The sequence below is a fragment of the Dellaglioa sp. L3N genome (genome assembly GCF_054941095.1).
In genome coordinates this window covers 593814-609793 of the sequence record NZ_CM142928.1, presented here as the reverse complement: position 1 = coordinate 609793, position 15980 = coordinate 593814, and the positions used below count along the sequence as shown (strand labels likewise).

18 protein-coding genes are annotated in these 15980 nt (G+C 35.1%); 4 read left to right on the top strand and 14 right to left on the bottom strand.

What is annotated here, in order from left to right:
- Nucleotides 1–27: 27 nt before the first annotated feature.
- The 3 genes from ACVPPR_RS03050 to ccpA all read right to left on the bottom strand — a co-directional run bounded on the left by ACVPPR_RS03050 (nt 28) and on the right by ccpA (nt 2451).
- Nucleotides 28–762: a YebC/PmpR family DNA-binding transcriptional regulator gene (locus ACVPPR_RS03050; RefSeq protein ID WP_462304615.1), complete on the bottom strand. Its 735-nt coding sequence runs from the start codon at nt 760–762 to the stop codon at nt 28–30.
- 108 nt (nt 763–870) lie between these two features.
- Nucleotides 871–1374: a VanZ family protein gene (locus ACVPPR_RS03045; RefSeq protein WP_462304614.1), complete on the bottom strand. Its 504-nt coding sequence runs from the start codon at nt 1372–1374 to the stop codon at nt 871–873.
- Nucleotides 1375–1449: 75 nt separating this feature from the next.
- A complete protein-coding gene (ccpA, locus tag ACVPPR_RS03040) occupies nt 1450–2451 on the bottom strand; it encodes a catabolite control protein A (protein WP_462297069.1) in 1002 nt (333 codons plus the stop codon).
- Between the two features lie 206 nt (nt 2452–2657).
- Here ccpA and ACVPPR_RS03035 point away from each other — a divergent pair, with 206 nt between their 5' ends.
- Nucleotides 2658–3761: a M24 family metallopeptidase gene (locus ACVPPR_RS03035; RefSeq protein WP_462297070.1), complete on the top strand. Its 1104-nt coding sequence runs from the start codon at nt 2658–2660 to the stop codon at nt 3759–3761.
- Between the two features lie 50 nt (nt 3762–3811).
- On the opposite strand, the gene ACVPPR_RS03030 is transcribed toward ACVPPR_RS03035, so the two are convergent.
- Both ACVPPR_RS03030 and ACVPPR_RS03025 read right to left on the bottom strand, forming a co-directional pair.
- Complete coding sequence (locus ACVPPR_RS03030; RefSeq protein WP_462304613.1) at nt 3812–4321, bottom strand: hypothetical protein; 510 nt, start codon at nt 4319–4321, stop codon at nt 3812–3814.
- Nucleotides 4322–4338: 17 nt separating this feature from the next.
- Nucleotides 4339–4737, bottom strand: coding sequence for a DUF948 domain-containing protein (locus ACVPPR_RS03025; RefSeq protein WP_462297072.1), 399 nt, complete (start codon nt 4735–4737; stop codon nt 4339–4341).
- 190 nt (nt 4738–4927) lie between these two features.
- Here ACVPPR_RS03025 and ACVPPR_RS03020 point away from each other — a divergent pair, with 190 nt between their 5' ends.
- Nucleotides 4928–5839 (top strand): mechanosensitive ion channel family protein, encoded by a 912-nt coding sequence (locus tag ACVPPR_RS03020; RefSeq protein WP_462304612.1) that lies wholly within the window; start codon nt 4928–4930, stop codon nt 5837–5839.
- 54 nt (nt 5840–5893) lie between these two features.
- On the opposite strand, the gene ACVPPR_RS03015 is transcribed toward ACVPPR_RS03020, so the two are convergent.
- From ACVPPR_RS03015 to cbpB, 3 genes are read right to left on the bottom strand one after another with little or no spacing between them, the layout of a single operon-like run.
- Complete coding sequence (locus ACVPPR_RS03015) at nt 5894–7039, bottom strand: N-acetyldiaminopimelate deacetylase (protein ID WP_462304793.1); 1146 nt, start codon at nt 7037–7039, stop codon at nt 5894–5896.
- A 27-nt stretch (nt 7040–7066) separates the two neighbouring features.
- On the bottom strand, nt 7067–7774 hold the full coding sequence (dapD, locus tag ACVPPR_RS03010; RefSeq protein ID WP_462304611.1) for a 2,3,4,5-tetrahydropyridine-2,6-dicarboxylate N-acetyltransferase: 708 nt from the start codon (nt 7772–7774) through the stop codon (nt 7067–7069).
- A gap of 12 nt (nt 7775–7786) precedes the next feature.
- On the bottom strand, nt 7787–8272 hold the full coding sequence (gene cbpB / locus ACVPPR_RS03005; protein ID WP_462297075.1) for a cyclic-di-AMP-binding protein CbpB: 486 nt from the start codon (nt 8270–8272) through the stop codon (nt 7787–7789).
- 166 nt (nt 8273–8438) lie between these two features.
- On the opposite strand from cbpB, the gene ACVPPR_RS03000 reads away from it, so the two are divergent.
- The gene (locus tag ACVPPR_RS03000) at nt 8439–9170 is read left to right on the top strand and encodes an MIP/aquaporin family protein (RefSeq protein ID WP_462304610.1); all 732 of its coding nucleotides are present in this window, start codon (nt 8439–8441) and stop codon (nt 9168–9170) included.
- 55 nt (nt 9171–9225) lie between these two features.
- Here the strand turns inward: ACVPPR_RS03000 and ACVPPR_RS02995 are convergent, their stop codons facing one another.
- Genes ACVPPR_RS02995 through racE form a run of 3 tightly spaced genes read right to left on the bottom strand, consistent with a single transcriptional unit; the run spans nt 9226 to nt 11801 of the window.
- Nucleotides 9226–9744, bottom strand: coding sequence for a metallophosphoesterase (locus ACVPPR_RS02995; RefSeq protein WP_462304609.1), 519 nt, complete (start codon nt 9742–9744; stop codon nt 9226–9228).
- Between the two features lies 1 nt (nt 9745).
- The gene (locus ACVPPR_RS02990; RefSeq protein WP_462304608.1) at nt 9746–10990 is read right to left on the bottom strand and encodes an XTP/dITP diphosphatase; all 1245 of its coding nucleotides are present in this window, start codon (nt 10988–10990) and stop codon (nt 9746–9748) included.
- Nucleotide 10991: 1 nt separating this feature from the next.
- Complete coding sequence (racE, locus tag ACVPPR_RS02985) at nt 10992–11801, bottom strand: glutamate racemase (RefSeq protein WP_462304607.1); 810 nt, start codon at nt 11799–11801, stop codon at nt 10992–10994.
- Between the two features lie 161 nt (nt 11802–11962).
- On the opposite strand from racE, the gene ACVPPR_RS02980 reads away from it, so the two are divergent.
- Nucleotides 11963–12451 (top strand): YslB family protein, encoded by a 489-nt coding sequence (locus ACVPPR_RS02980; RefSeq protein WP_462297080.1) that lies wholly within the window; start codon nt 11963–11965, stop codon nt 12449–12451.
- Nucleotides 12452–12680: 229 nt separating this feature from the next.
- On the opposite strand, the gene trxA is transcribed toward ACVPPR_RS02980, so the two are convergent.
- The 3 genes from trxA to ACVPPR_RS02965 form a co-directional block, all read right to left on the bottom strand.
- Entirely contained in the window at nt 12681–12992 is a 312-nt protein-coding gene (gene trxA, locus ACVPPR_RS02975; protein ID WP_462297081.1) for a thioredoxin, read from the bottom strand.
- A gap of 84 nt (nt 12993–13076) precedes the next feature.
- Nucleotides 13077–15434, bottom strand: a complete 2358-nt coding sequence (locus ACVPPR_RS02970; RefSeq protein ID WP_462304606.1) for an endonuclease MutS2 — start codon at nt 15432–15434, stop codon at nt 13077–13079.
- A 19-nt stretch (nt 15435–15453) separates the two neighbouring features.
- A complete protein-coding gene (locus tag ACVPPR_RS02965; protein ID WP_462304605.1) occupies nt 15454–15978 on the bottom strand; it encodes a CvpA family protein in 525 nt (174 codons plus the stop codon).
- Nucleotides 15979–15980: the final 2 nt, after the last annotated feature.

The window sequence follows — 15980 nt, the reverse complement described above, 5'->3', positions numbered from 1 at the left end:
CCATTTAATCGTTATTTTTAATACACTTTATTCTTCGTTTGATAAATCACCAGCATGGAATACTTCTGAAACATCATCATCGTCTTCCAATGCATCAATCATGTGATGGAATTGTTCAATTTTATCTTCAGGAACTGGTACAAGATTTTGAGGAACCATGACCAATTCGAATACATCTAATTTGTATCCTTTACCTTCTAATGAAGCACGGACTTCTGGTAAATCTTTAGAATCTGTGTAAATTTCAAATAATTCTTCTGATGTTTTTAAATCTTCAGCACCAGCATCAATAACGTCCTCGAACATTGTATCTTCATCAGTATCCAAGTCTTCACGAGAAATAACAATATATCCTTTACGATCAAACATGTAGTTAACTGAACCAGTTTCACCTAAGTTCCCACCATTACGGGTAAACGCAATACGAACTTCTGAAGCAGTCCGATTACGATTATCTGTCAATGTATGAACTAAAATAGCGACACCACCTGGTGCATAACCTTCATATGTGATTTCTTCATAATCTGCACCCTCTGAACCAGATGCTTTATCAATGGCACGTTTAATATTATCTTTAGGCATATTTGCAGCTTTAGCTTTATCAAGCATTAAGCGTAATGAGGGGTTCGAATCGGGATCAGGACCACCACTTTTTGCAGCCATGTAAATTTCTCTCGATAATTTTTGGAATATTTTACCACGCTTAGCATCTTGTGCATTTTTACGACCTTGGATGTTATTCCATTTTGAATGTCCTGACATAATTCCCTACCTCTTTCCGAAATGTTTCTGAATTTTTACTTTTAACCGTTTACTATAGTATCAAAATAACCATCTAATATCAACATGATTCGCGCAAAACAGCCTAATTTAGTTCTTTTGAGCCTTTCTACGTTGATAAAGTGTCAAAATTAATAGTGTCAATAAGACACCTATTGTTGCACCTATCGTATCAAGCACAACATCTTGAACTAAAGGCGTTCTTCCACCTGTGAGACTTTGATGAAATTCATCAAGTGATGCATAAACTGCTGCACAGGCAACTGCAATCAAGCCACTATAACGCCATTTTTTAATTTTATTTTTCAATCCTAAAAATAAAAAACTAGCCATAAGGAAATACGTTGTAAAGTGAGCACCCTTCCGAATAAAAAACTCCACTAATTTGAAGTAACCAACATTTTGAAAACTTTCATCTTCTCCCGCATAATTAAATGAAATATGCGATATCAAATTTTCAAACGGTTTATTAGCTAGATATTTTTCGAGGAAAGGAATCGACGTCTGCTGTTTATAAGTTTCTGATGAACTAATAAACAGAATGATAATAATTAATATTGCTAAAATAAAGTAAATATTGTTTTTATTTTTCATAAAAATTCCATCCAATTCTAATAAAAAAACTTGATTTACCCCAAATGAAATTTGGAAAATCAAGTTTTTATTAAATTATTTTGTTGAAGAACGTTTAATTAATCCATATGGTAATTGAATTGTTTTTTCACTAACTTCTTCTTTATCCATTAATTTTGTTAATAATCTCATTGATACAGCCCCTAAATCATATAAAGGTTGTGTAATTGACGATAATTTAGGTCGAACAATTTCAGTTAATTTTGAATCATTACTTGTAATAATTTCAAAATCTTCTGGTACTTGTAACCCAGCATCTCTGGCACCGTTCAAGACCCCAACAGCTAACTCATCGTCACCAACAAAAGCTGCAGTTGCATGACTTGAAGCAATTGCTGGCCATAATGTTTCACCAGCACGATAAGAATAATCCGTTTCAAAAATCAATTCTTTATCAAATTTTAGTCCTGCTTTTTCCAAAGCCATCTTGTAGCCTTTAAGACGATATTCACCATTAATCGGTTCATCCATTGAACCTGAAACGAAAGCAATACGTTTATTTCCATTATTAATCAAATCAGTCACTGATTCCATAACAGCTGCAACGTAATCAATATTTACACTACCTAATTCTCCAGTAGGATCAACTGATCCTGAAAGAACAACTGGTGTGCGACTTCTCTTAAGTTCAGCACGTAACTCATCCGTAATTTTATTACCCATGAAAATAATACCATCAACTTGTTTTGCTAATAATGTGTTTAAAACTTGCACTTCTTTTTGACCATTTTGATCAGAATTAGCTAAAATAATATTATATTTATACATTGTTGCAACATCATCAATTCCACGAGCTAATGATGAAAAGTAAATATTAGTCACATCAGGAATAATAACCCCAACTGTTGTCGTTTTCTTACTTGCCAATCCTCTGGCAACCGCATTAGGTCTGTAATCAAGACGATCAATGACTTCTAAAACTTTCTTTCTTGTTGCAGGTTTAACATTTGGGTTACCGTTAACCACACGTGAAACGGTAGCCATTGAAACAGCTGCTTCTCTTGCTACATCATAAATTGTAATTGTTTGTTTATCCATTAGTATTATTCCCTCTCATTACTTAAATATCAAGTTTTCATTCCGTTTTCAAGCACTAGAATAATTTAGCAAATTTTCAAGACAATTGCAAGCGTTTTTACCTTATTTTCATGAAAATAAATTTTATTTAATGAAAATCCCGATGTTTCTGCGTTATTCCTGACTTATGTTATAATGCAGTATACTATTGTAAAGGGAGAGATTTCATGTCACATATTGCATCTTTACAACAATGGCTTGCCAATAATGGTACAGACATTGCTTATATCAACGACCCTATGAGTATCCAATATTTTACCGGTTTTGAAAGTGATCCTATTGAGCGTGTTTTAGCACTCTTTGTATTCCCTGACCAAGACCCATTCTTATTTACACCAGCTCTTGAAGTTGAAGCTGCCAAAGATACTGGCTGGAAATATCCAGTCTATGGCTACCTTGACCATGAAGATGCCTTTGCAATCATTCAAGGTGAAATTAATAAACGTCAGAATTCACCAAAAAAATGGGCTATTGAAAAAGGTAGCTTAACTGTTGAACGTTATGACGCTATCCGTCGTATTTTCCCAAGTGCAGAATTCGTTGCTGATGCAACAGGCTTCATTGAAACCCTCAAAGTCATTAAAACACCCGACGAGATTGAAAAATTAAAAGTCGCCGGAAAATGGGCAGATGTTGCTTTTGAAGTTGGCTTCAAGGCCCTTCAAGAAAATAGAACTGAACAAGATATTGTTGCTGAAATTGAATACGCAATGATGAAACAAGGTGTCATGCACATGAGTTTTGATACAATTGTGCAAAGTGGCAAAAATGCTGCAGAACCTCATGGCTTTGCAAAAAAAGATTTGATTCAACCAAATGCCTTAACCTTGTTCGATTTAGGGGTTATCTCAGACGGTTATATTTCAGATGCTAGTCGTACCGTTGCTTTTGGTAAACCAAATGAAAAATCATTAGAAATTCATAAAGTTTGTCTTGAAGCTCAATTAACAGCACAAGCTGCCGCTAAACCCGGTATGATTGCTGAAGATTTAGATAAAATTGCTCGCGATATCATTGTTAAAGCTGGTTATGGTGACTACTTTATTCATCGACTAGGTCATGGTATGGGTCAAAGTGAACATGAATTCCCTTCAATTATGGAAGGGAATAAAATGGAACTTAAACCTGGTATGTGCTTCTCAATTGAACCGGGCATCTACATCCCAGGCGTTGCCGGTGTCCGTATTGAGGACTGTGTTCATATAACTGAAAATGGTAACGAAGCCTTCACATTTACACCAAAAACATTACAAACAATTGAACTTCATTAATCAAAAAAGACTCATTACAAATTGTAATGAGTCTTTTTCATCGCTATTTTCTATTTTTCGCCTGTCCATCCATCTGGATAAATTGTTTCAGCTTTTCCTTCTGCTTCATCGGCATCTTTAGCTTCACCAAATGCACTTTTACTATCAACATAAATATCTTCATCAGCTAAGTCTGAAAAATCATCTGTTAAATCAGTCATTTGTTCAAAAATACCGTCTGATTCCATAGCTAATTTATTTTTTAAATCATTTTTTGCTTTAATTAATGCCTCTTTAGCATTCACATAAGCATCTTGACTCATGATTAAATCACTTTTTTCAGAAATTTTATCACTCAGGTTATTTTTTATTTCATCCAAATTACTCAATCTACCTTTTAAATCATCGCTAGCATCTTCAGCGTAAGCTTTATACTCTAACACAAGATCGCGTGCATCCAAGGCTTTTTCTTCGATTTGATTTTTAATATCTTGTTTCGTTTTTTCAGAAACCAATTTAGAAGCCACGTATGCGGCAACCCCACCTGTAATTGCTAATCCTAATAAGAATTTTTTTGACATATTAAACCCTCCCTGACTTAAACTTTTCTATTTTTATAAAAATCAAATGCTTTTTTACCAACGTTAATGAAAGCTGATGAATTTCTGGCTTTTTTTGATGTCGATGAAACGTGCGATACCAAATCACGACTTGCATCATTCAAATCAGATACACTCTCACTTAAGTCAGCAACTGCTTGAAATAACGGATCAATCGTTGCCACTTTACCATTCACATCATCTAATAAAACATTTGATTTCACGAGTATACTTTCAACTTCTCCTGACAACCCATCAACATCATCAGTAATAGCTGAAATGCTTTTATTAACTTCTCCTAGTGTTCGCATCATTCGCATCAAAACGAATATAATAAATAGAACTAAAACCGCGAAAGCAATAGCGGCAATTAATCCTGCAATTTGTCCACCTGTCATAATAATTCCTCCTGTCTAAATCTAAAACTTATTTACTATATGTACAATAATACAAAATCTACTTATAGAATAGCATTCGAGCCTCTAAACTGCAATCGATAACATGCGCCTTTTCAGTATTTAAATTACACATTGCGTCATATGTTTGCTATGATAATACCAATAAATAAATTTAGGGGTGAGTAAAATTTTGAACAATCTTTTTTTAGAACACTTCTCAAAAAATAACTTGATTTTAGGTACCTTAACAAAGACTGTTACAAAACAAAGTAACTTTCTTTCGCGTTACATCGCTAACATTAATTGGGATTCAATTATTAGCCATTTAGTTGAACTAGCATCCTCACTTATTTTTTTCTCTTTCTTATTTATTCTCATTAATTGGATTGGAAAAAAAATTATTCGTCGCACTTTTACTCGATATCGAGAATCCGATAAATACTCGACAAATAGAGTTAGAACGATCAATTCATTAACATCAAATCTGTTTCATTACGTGATGTTATTCTTCTATTTCTACGCTATTCTTTCCGTACTTGGCGTTCCCGTAGGCACTTTAATCGCCGGTGCCGGAATTTTAAGTGTGGCTTTAGGCCTTGGTGCACAGGGATTTGTAACAGATGTCGTAACTGGCTTCTTTATTCTTTTAGAACAACAATTTGATGTCGGTGATATCGTTAGAATTGATACTATCGAAGGCCCTATCGTAGCCGTTGGATTACGGACAACTCAAATTGAAGATTATGATGGTATTTTACATTTTGTTCCAAATCGAAATATCACAATTGTCAGCAATTTATCACGCAACAATATGCGAGCAGTCATTGATATCAGAATTGATGTCGCCGATGACGTTGATAAAATTACTCAAATCGTCCAAAGTGTTAATGAAAAATTAGTCCCACTTCATCCAGAAATTAAAGATGGTCCAAATATTTTAGGCTTGGTGGACCTTGGAAAAGGAAATTTAGTCTTTAGAGTCGTTGTGTTCACTCTGAATGGGGAACAAGCACCTATCCAACGAACATTCCTAGCTGGTTACCTGACAGCGCTAAATGAAGCTCATATGCACATTTTAAATTCACCTATTACACTTAACTAAAAATGACCCAATTATGAGACACTTCTGAAGTGTTCGTAATTGAGTCATTTTTAGTTATTTAGCTATTTGTTGATTTCTATCCGTTAAAAAGTGAGTCATTGCAAGAACCCCTGCATCAATAGCAGATTCTTTTGGCGCCAGAAATTCAGAGTGAAGTGAATAAGGACTATCCACACCCAACCAAAACATAGTTCCAGGTATTTTTGACAATAAAAACCCAAAATCTTCGCCGGTCATTGCTGGCTGGGTTTCCACAAATGAAACTTCTGGGTCATTTTTCATAAAATTAATAAAGTTTTCAGTCTTGTTTTCATCATTTTCAACTGGTAAATAACCACCTTGAATTAAATTCAACTCTACTTCGCAACCGTACGTTAATGCGACACCTTCACAAATTATTTTTACTCGTTTTTGAATTAATACATTCATTTCTTGTGTTAATGCCCGAATTGTCCCGTTAATTTGTGCTTCACCAGCAATCACATTACCGGTAGTTCCTGCGGTAAATTGGCCTAACGTAACGACTCCAGATTGAATGGGGTCAACATTTCGACTGACAATTGTTTGCAATTGAGTCACTAACTGTGCCCCCGCAACAACCATATCGTTAGCTTGATGCGGATAGGCAGCATGCCCACTTTTACCCGTTAAATGCGCATGAATTTCACATGTTCCTGCAAATAAAGTGCCTAATCGCGTTCCAATTGTCCCAGCAGGTAACTGCGGATTATCATGAAAAGCATAAATCTCATCAGGCATCCACTCATCTAATAAGCCACTCTCATAGAGGCGTTTACCGCCACTAGCATTTTCTTCAGCTGGTTGAAAAATAAACGTCATATTTGCTGCCGGTTGATTTTCTGAAAAGTAATTCAGAATTCCTAATGCAACTGTCATATGAATATCATGTCCACAGGCATGCATTCTGCCCTCATTTCGTGATGCAAATGGCAGCCCAGTCTTCTCAGCAACTGGTAGCCCATCAATATCAGTTCGATATCCAATCGTATAATGCCCCGTCGAACCCGATAATCGCACTAAAATACCAGTTTCAACCGTTTTAATTGTCATAAAATCTTGATTGAATTTTGAAATTAAGTTCAATAAATAGGCTTGAGTTTCAAATTCTTCTAATCCAATTTCTGGAATCTGATGTAAATCCCGTCTAATTTTAATTAGTTCTTCAGTTGTTAAACTCATTTCCATCTATACCTCTCTAATTCATCTCTAGATATTACGTAACTCTGCTAAAATTTCTGTTTTATCTTTTGTTTTATCATCAATATCTTTAATTTTTTTGGCGGGCATCCCGACAACTACTGTATAAGGCGCAACATCTTTAGTCACAACAGCGCCAGCACCAACAACGGCACCTTTACCAACACGAACACCTTCAAGAACAACAACATTACCACCGATTAAAACATCATCTTCAATAATAACGGGTGTCGCTGAAGGTGGTTCAACAACTCCGGCAAGGACTGTTCCGGCACCAATATGACAGTTATCCCCAACAATTGCACGGCCACCTAGAACAGCACCCATATCAATCATTGTACCCTTACCAATTTCTGCACCAATATTAATGATAGCACCCATCATAATAACAGCATTGTCTCCAATTAAAACTTGGTCGCGAATCACTGCACCTGGTTCAATTCGAGCATTAAATTTTTTCAAATCCAATAATGGAACAGCTGAATTGCGTGTTTCATTTTCAATATGAGAACTTGTAATTTTTGATGTTGCCTTTAGGAAAGGTTCAACATCTGCCCAATCCCCAAATAAAACACCCGCTTTGTCATTTAAGTAGTCTTCAATTGTATCTGGTACTTTAATCCCTGCTAAATCACCTTTAACATAGACTTTCACTGGTGTTTTCTTTTTTGAATTACTAATAAAATTAATAATTTCGTGTGCATCTAAAGTTGCCATAATCATTCTCCTCTATATTTTAGTTTCTTTGTTTTCATTTTCTTGAACCGTATAATTTTTCTCAAATTCATGAGCAATATGATTCATACTTTTCATGAATTCACGTCGTGTCACGATTCCCGTAAAACTACCATCGCTAGCAACAACTGATAAAAAAGGATGATCAACAAGTAAATGTAAGACCATTTCAATATCATAAGGATCTTGAATAGTTGGGACATCCGTTTCCATAACATCTTTAACACAGATTTCATGTAACCGGCTGACGTCCAATTCATCCAGTCCTAACATTGTCTCAGTAATCATGGCTAAGGATAACAATCCCTTAAACTTATAGTCATTATCTAAAACCGGAATTTTAGCATAACGCACTTTTGTTAAAACTAATAATGCATGATCCAGAAAATTATTTTCTTGCACATTTGCAACAATTTCGGCTGGAATTAAAAAGTGTTCCTGGTTTTCGGATAACATTTTTTCAATAGACTTAGCTATCATTCAATAGATCCTCCTTCCAATCTTTTAGTACACTCTCTATTTTATAATAGATTGAACTCAGACACTAATTTTTTTCCAAAATTACTGCAATTATTAATAAATATTTACATTTGCTAACAATATTGGTATCATAATAAATATTGTCATCAAAAAATAGGAGGATACGATGGATTATTCATTAGCAACAAGATTGGCAGCAGAATTTATTGGAACAGCCATTATGGTCATTTTAGGTAACGGTTCAGTTGCCAACGTTGAACTTGGACAAACAAAAGGACATGGTAGTGATTGGGCTTTAATCGCCTTTGGTTACGGATTTGGTGTTATGATTCCCGCCTTAATTTTCGGTAGTATCTCAGGAAATCATATTAACCCTGCTTTCACATTAGGTTTAGCCGCTTCTGGTTTATTCCCATGGAGTGAAGTCCTTCCTTATATATCAGTACAATTGTTAGGTGCATTTGTTGGACAAGCCATTATCGTCGCAGCTTACAAACCTTACTATGATCAAACAACTGATCCTGATCGTATTTTAGGAACTTTCTCAACTATTGATGCCGCTCAAAGTAAATTAAATGGTTTCATTAATGAATTTATTGGTACTTTTATTTTAGTATTTGGTGCCGTTGGTATTACAAAAGCCCCATTCTTCGCTGATAACCTTGGAACAGCTAATATGGGTGTCGGATTCTTAGTTCTTGTATTAGTTGCCTCATTAGGTGGCGCAACTGGTCCAGCCTTGAACCCAGCACGTGATATTGCACCTCGTTTATTACATCAGCTATTACCTCTTAAAAATAAAGGAACGTCACAATGGAGTTACAGTTGGGTGCCAGTTGTTGCCCCAATTACAGCCGGAATTTGCGCAGTCTTCTTATATAAAACACTTTTCATGTAAACCTAAAAAGGTAATCTCAAAATGACAATATCATTTGAGATTACCTTTTTTTATTTTAGCGTTTAAATTCAAAAGTTAATTCAGGTACCATTTTATGTTGTCGCGTAAAATATGAAACATGAATAACTTTCTTATTTGTTTCGACAATTGCGTATGTTCCCCCAAGGTCACGATACTTTCCTCTAGGTAAACTAATGCTTCCAGGATTTAAAAGCAGCATTCCATCAGCCATTTCACACCCTAATTCATGCGTATGTCCAAAAAATGCAAATTTTGCGTGCTTAGCTTGTGCTTTTAATTTTAACGTCAACAAGCCTGTCTTCACACCTGTTAAATGCCCATGTGAGACATAAATTGTTTCATCGTTCACAACTTTAACTAATTCTTCAGGAAAATTCATATCAAAATCCATATTTCCAATAACGGCATTAAACTCATTAAAAAGAGTATCATCTGCCTCTAACTCTGAGTCACCACAATGAAAAAAGGCATCAACTTGATTTTGATTATGGTCCAAAATAGACTCTAATATATCACGATCTCCGTGACTATCACTCACAACTAAACATTTCATCCTACTTTTCCCACCAATCATTAAATTCTGCCATTAAATTAACTGTTGCACGACCACGATGACTGATTTCATTTTTTTCATCTTCAGTTAATTCAGCCATTGATCTGTCCAACTCAGGGACATAAAAAAGGGGATCATAACCAAACCCGTTATCTCCACGTGGAATTCCCAGAATCAAACCAGACACCTCACCATCCACAACCAGTGACTCACTACCAGGTTTTGCAAAAACTAAGGTTGTATGAAAAGTTGCTGTTCGTTGGTCTCTGGGAACATCCGTCAATTCATGTAATAGTTTCGCATTATTAGCGGCATCATCATGATCTCCAGCAAATCGAGCAGAAAAAATACCTGGTCGTCCATCTAAAGCATCTACCATCAAGCCCGAATCATCAGCTAGGACAGGCAGTTGCGTCAAATTTGAAATCGTCTCAGCTTTTAATCTAGCATTTTCTTCAAATGTTGTTCCCGTCTCTTCAACATCTGGTAATTCAGGATAATCTAATAACGTTGTAATTTTAAAACCTAATGGATTGAAAAAGCGTTTAAATTCAATTGCTTTTCCCTCATTTTTAGTTGCGATTAATATCACATCTTTTTGATTTTCAATATGCTCGTTTTGAATCATTATCGTCTGCTTTTGTGAAGAACCCATTAATTCTGATAATCCTTCCATTGCACCACCCAAGAGTTGTGTTAATTTATCACCAAGTAAATCAGCATTTGATTTCTCAAAACTTAGTTGTAAGAAAGCACCTGCTTCATTCTGGACAATGACTAAATGACTGTCCGCTTTTAATTCTTCTTCATTAGTTAAATCAGCAAATAATTCAAAGCCAATAAAGCCCACATTAATCGCTGAAAATGGGCTTAGCTTAGAGCCCTTACCACTCTGTAACATTAAATTTTGAATAGCAACGTAACTCGCATTAATCACTGCTGCAACAACATCCCCATCCGCTTGTATAAGCTGAACTTGTACTTCAAATCCGTTTTCCAACAATGGTTCTGCTAAGGCTATTTTAAGGGATGCGGATATTAAGCCACTATTAATATCCGATTGGGTCCCTAACCATTGACTAATTTCCACTTTTAAAATCCCTACGTCAGGTGTTTCGTTAACTAAAATTGTCACCTTAGTACGGCCAAGTTGGTAGTCAATCGCACTATCAACTTGTTTAAGATTTAATTTTTTAATTGAGACCGGTCTTACTTCTAAATTATCTCTATTCTCATATTTACGCATACTAGTCCTCTTGCCCTAAATGGATTGTTTTAGCGTTAATATTCTCTAAACCTAACCAGCCCGATGCAATTTCGTTAAAATCGCTCGAATCACCAGTTGTATAAAATTCATGTTCAGGTTTTCCGTCACGTTTCGCTGCAATATTAAAATAATCTAAGATTGTTGAAACATCATTAACCGTTTCAGCACCTGAATCAATCAACGTCACGTTATCCCCGACAGCCTTTTGAATAAACGGTCTGAGTAAGGGATAATGGGTACAACCCATAACCAAAGTATCAATATTTTTATCATCAAAGAAAGCCAATGTTTCATTAACAACTCGTTCAGCAATTTCTGATTCATATTGATCACTTTCGACAATTGGTACAAATTTGGGGCAAGGTAAACTGGTCACAAATAAATCAGGATTTTTTTCATGCAATGTATTTTTATAGGCACTACTTTTAATTGTTCCTTCTGTACCAATCACACCAACGCGCTGATTTTTAGATGATTTAATTGCAGCCCTACTCCCAGGCTTTATCACACCAATGACTGGAATCGCTAATTTTTCTCGTAAATCATCCAATGCAGCAGCCGTTGCTGTATTACAAGCAATCACTAACATTTTTATACCTTTACTCAACAAGAAAGAAGTCATCTCCCAAGTAAATTCTAAAACTTGTTCTGAAGGCCTAGGTCCGTATGGCATTCTAGCCGTATCACCTAAATAGTAAATTTTTTCATTGGGTAATTGTTTAAGCGCTTCTTTCACAACGGTTAGCCCACCAACCCCTGAATCGATAAATCCAATTGCTTGATTATTCATTATTATGACCTCTTTTTCAATTACTTATTACTCTTAATTATGACTTGTCTTTACTTAAAATTCAAGTCTAGTCGTTTATCTTTGATTTCTAAAAAATAATATCATCTAATCTCAAATAACGGTATAATGATTACATATAACATATTTAGAGGGAGATTCATATGAAGTCAAATCTAATCGAAAATCTATTATCTGCTGATACAAATGAACTGTTTGCATATGAACTTTTACGTGATAGTTTACTACCAGAAGTTATTGGCACAGATTCAACAATTTTATACTGGGCTGGTAAAAAAATGGCCCGTAATATTAATTTAGCCAACATTACGGATCTTGTGATCTTTTTTGAAAAAGCAAACTGGGGTAAGCTCGAAATTGTTAAAGGAAAAAAAGATAAACAAACATGGTTGCTCTCTGGTGATAGTGTTACTTTCAGACAGAATCAAGTGGAATCAGCAGATTTTAATCTTGAAGCTGGCTTCATTGCTGAAACGATTCAAATTCAAAGTGGCTTTACATCAGAAACGATTATTGAAAATCAAAATAATAAATCTGGTATCTCAATCATTGTTCAAACTGATTTAAAAGATCCTAACTCAGCTGAACCAACAAATCAATTTCATTTTGAATCACCAACTGAAAACGATTAAATTTTAACAATAACAGATAGCAAAAAACTAAATAAAGACCAAATACCGTTTTTTATGGGTATTTGGTCTTTATTTGTGTTTACATTATAAGACATTTCATTTCTTATCCACTTAGTCATAAAGCACCCTTTATATAATTTTGAAAAATTAATAGCCCTAAGGTTCAATGATCATTTGATAGCTATCAAAATAACTAAAAAGAAGACTGAAAAATTCAGTCTTCTTTAGCTTAAATATATTGTGCTAAAACTTCTTTAACTTGATCTTTTGAGTGATAACCGACGATTGTATCAACAACTTCGCCATCTTTTTTTATCATTAACGTTGGAATACTCATGATACCAAAAGATTGTGCCGTTGCAGGATTTTTATCAATATCCATTTTTGAAAATTTGACCGTATCGCCCATTTCTTGCTCTAACTCTTCAATTGCTGGAGATTGCATCCGACAAGGACCACACCAGGTTGCCCAAAAATCAGTTAATGTAACACCAGAATCGGTCACTGTTTCAAATTCTTTATCTGTAATTGCTTGTACCATTTGAATTCCTCCTTTATTACTTCTATAAATAGCATATCAGAGAAGTCGATACTGTGCCACATATTTGCTTACGAAAAGTAAACTTTATTTAAAGTGGACAATTGTTGCGCCATTACCGCCTGCATTAGGTGCCGCAAATTCAAATGATTTAATGTGTCGATTAGATTTTAAATAATCTGTTATCCCGGTTCTCAGTGCGCCAGTCCCCTTACCATGAACAATCGTAACGGAAGCATACCCAGCAAGTAACACGGAATCAATATATTGATCAACTTGGCTCATTGCATCATCATAACGTTGACCACGAAGATCAAGTGATGCTGAAACACTGGTTGAAGCTGCATTTTTAAAGACAGTGCGATCTTTTTTATCACTTTCAATGTGAACTTTTTGAAGGTCATCTTCGCTAATTTTCATTTTTAAAATGCCAAGTTGAACTTCCCATTCAGTTTTACTCATCTTTTTAACCAAGACACCTTGTTGCCCATATGTTTTGACTAAAACATCATCATTTACATGAAATTCTTGCTTATTTTTAGCACGTCGTAACACTTTATTTTTCTTTAAGGCATCCGTTGGTTGATGCATTTGTGATAATTGTGATTTTGCATCAATTAATTCATGTTCCTTAATCGCCTGTCCTTGAACCATTTGCATTTGACGAATTTCTTTGATAATTTTATCCGCATTCGTTTCAGCATCTGATACAATTTCATTCGCTTTTTCTTTTGCTTTATTCGTCATTGATTCTCTTTGCGTCACAAACTCGCCATATTCTTTAGCAAGATCATCATGCAATTTTGTTGATTCTTCTAGTTGTGTCTTCAAAGCCAAAGCTTCATCTTCTGCTTCTTTGCGTTTACTCATTAAATCTGAAATCATTTCATTTAAATCTTGACTGTCCTGATCTGTCAGGCTTTGTGCTTGATCAACAACAGCCGAATCTAATCCAATTTTACGAGAAATATCAAATGCATTACTACGACCAGGAATACCAATTAATAATCGATACGTTGGTTGTAGCGTTTCACTGTCAAATTCCATACTGGCATTGATTGTGCCAGCACGGTTGAATCCATAGGCTTTCAACTCAGGATAATGCGTTGTCGCAACTGTATAACTCCCTTTTGCACCAACAGCATCTAAAATCGAAATAGCTAAAGTAGCACCTTCTTGCGGATCCGTCCCAGCACCCAATTCATCAAATAAAACTAATGAACGTTCATTGATATTGGCTAATATAGAGACAATATTCGTCATATGTGCAGAAAATGTACTTAAACTTTGTTCAATAGATTGTTCATCCCCAATATCTGCAAAGATATCTTCGAAAATACCAATCCGACTACCTTCATTTGTAGGAATATTCAACCCAGACTGACCCATCATTTGGATTAATCCCAATGTTTTCAAGGTAATTGTTTTACCACCCGTATTTGGCCCAGTTACAACAATCGCTTGATAGTCTTTACCTAACATAATATCATTGGCAACCACTTTTTTTTCATCTAATAAAGGATGACGTGCTTGTCTTAAAAAAATATCATTTTCGACACTAATCGTTGGTTCTGTTGCCTTAATTGAGCTCGCATATTGTGCTTTTGCGTTGACGAAATCAAAATGGCCCAAAATATACGCATTTTCCAAAATTTCAGCCGTAAAAGGCGCCAGTAGTTCAGATAATTCTGCCAAAATGCGACGTTCTTCATCTGCTTGCGCAAGTTGCTGTTCACGTAAATGGTTATTCATTTCAACAATTGCTTGCGGTTCAATAAACAATGTTTGTCCTGTTGCACTTTGATCATGAACAGCACCACCAAATTGGCCACGATATTCAGCCTTAACAGGAATGACATAACGTTCATTTCTAATAGTAATCAACGTCTCACTTAAATATTTAGCACTTTTTCCACGTGTAAATTCTTGTAATTTTGCTCTAATAGCACTCTCTGAACGCAAAATATTTTGTCGAATACTATGCAATACTGGCGACGCCTCATCAGTAATATGACCATCATTTTCAATAGCTTGATTCAAGCTACGACTAATTTCAGGTAAGCTTTCAAGTTTCTCTATCCAATCATATAATCGCGTTAATTCAATTTCAGAATCATCTAAATCTTTGAAAAACAGTTTTACTTCATTTGTTGTTCGCAACACGCGACCAACTGCGGCTAATTCTTTACCATTCAAAGAAGCCCCCATATCAAGGCGTTTCATATGTGGTTTAACATTGACCAATTGTGGTAATGGAATACCACCACGTAACCGTAATATTTTTACGGCATCTTGCGTTTCATCTAACTCTTTTTGTATTTTTTCAAGGTCAGCCATCGGCTTCAATGCATTAACCTCATCTTGACCAGACTCAGTTGATATAAATACTTGAATTTGTTGCTTAACTTTTTGATATTCTAATGTTTTTAACCCTTTTTCGTTCATCTCTTAATCCTCCCAACAATTAATCCTTGGATTCATTTGTCACAATCATTTTTTTGGCCATTGTTGGCGTATTCGTTAATATTTTTTGAGCAACAACCGATTCTGAAACAGCTGCATTAATTTTTTCATTCGGCCAAACGGATAGAATGGTTAACCCAATAAAAATAAAAATGAACATCAACACAACCGATAAAAGGCCACCAATTAATGAATTTACTTGATGAATAATCGGTAATTTTGTGATTGAATTGATGACTCTAATGATACTTCTAACGAGTATGCCACCTACAAAGAATAAAACAGCAAATACAATCATCAAATAGAAATTAGTTTGAAGATGATTCGTAATCGTTGTATTATCTGTTGTTGAAAATTTTGGAAAATACCCACCAAGCCAATTAGTAACAGGACTTGTTAAAATACGAGCAAATAAATAGATAGCCACAAAGCCAACTATTCTCAAAAGGGTCAACACTAATCCTTTTTTATAACCACTGAAAAAGGATACGATTAATAAAAAAATAACGACTAAAGAAACGATCATAA

Excerpts from the sequence above, each read along its gene's own strand:
- ACVPPR_RS03050 (WP_462304615.1), bottom strand. The coding sequence starts at position 762 with ATGTCAGGACATTCAAAATGGAATAACATCCAAGGTCGTAAAAATGCA.
- ACVPPR_RS03045 (WP_462304614.1), bottom strand. The coding sequence starts at position 1,374 with ATGAAAAATAAAAACAATATTTACTTTATTTTAGCAATATTAATTATT.
- ccpA (WP_462297069.1), bottom strand. The coding sequence starts at position 2,451 with ATGGATAAACAAACAATTACAATTTATGATGTAGCAAGAGAAGCAGCT.
- ACVPPR_RS03035 (WP_462297070.1), top strand. The coding sequence starts at position 2,658 with ATGTCACATATTGCATCTTTACAACAATGGCTTGCCAATAATGGTACA.
- ACVPPR_RS03030 (WP_462304613.1), bottom strand. The coding sequence starts at position 4,321 with ATGTCAAAAAAATTCTTATTAGGATTAGCAATTACAGGTGGGGTTGCC.
- ACVPPR_RS03025 (WP_462297072.1), bottom strand. The coding sequence starts at position 4,737 with ATGACAGGTGGACAAATTGCAGGATTAATTGCCGCTATTGCTTTCGCG.
- ACVPPR_RS03015 (WP_462304793.1), bottom strand. The coding sequence starts at position 7,039 with ATGAGTTTAACAACTGAAGAACTAATTAAAATTAGACGGGATTTACAT.
- dapD (WP_462304611.1), bottom strand. The coding sequence starts at position 7,774 with ATGGCAACTTTAGATGCACACGAAATTATTAATTTTATTAGTAATTCA.
- cbpB (WP_462297075.1), bottom strand. The coding sequence starts at position 8,272 with ATGATAGCTAAGTCTATTGAAAAAATGTTATCCGAAAACCAGGAACAC.
- ACVPPR_RS03000 (WP_462304610.1), top strand. The coding sequence starts at position 8,439 with ATGGATTATTCATTAGCAACAAGATTGGCAGCAGAATTTATTGGAACA.
- ACVPPR_RS02995 (WP_462304609.1), bottom strand. The coding sequence starts at position 9,744 with ATGAAATGTTTAGTTGTGAGTGATAGTCACGGAGATCGTGATATATTA.
- ACVPPR_RS02990 (WP_462304608.1), bottom strand. The coding sequence starts at position 10,990 with ATGCGTAAATATGAGAATAGAGATAATTTAGAAGTAAGACCGGTCTCA.
- racE (WP_462304607.1), bottom strand. The coding sequence starts at position 11,801 with ATGAATAATCAAGCAATTGGATTTATCGATTCAGGGGTTGGTGGGCTA.
- ACVPPR_RS02980 (WP_462297080.1), top strand. The coding sequence starts at position 11,963 with ATGAAGTCAAATCTAATCGAAAATCTATTATCTGCTGATACAAATGAA.
- trxA (WP_462297081.1), bottom strand. The coding sequence starts at position 12,992 with ATGGTACAAGCAATTACAGATAAAGAATTTGAAACAGTGACCGATTCT.
- ACVPPR_RS02970 (WP_462304606.1), bottom strand. The coding sequence starts at position 15,434 with ATGAACGAAAAAGGGTTAAAAACATTAGAATATCAAAAAGTTAAGCAA.
- ACVPPR_RS02965 (WP_462304605.1), bottom strand. The coding sequence starts at position 15,978 with ATGATCGTTTCTTTAGTCGTTATTTTTTTATTAATCGTATCCTTTTTC.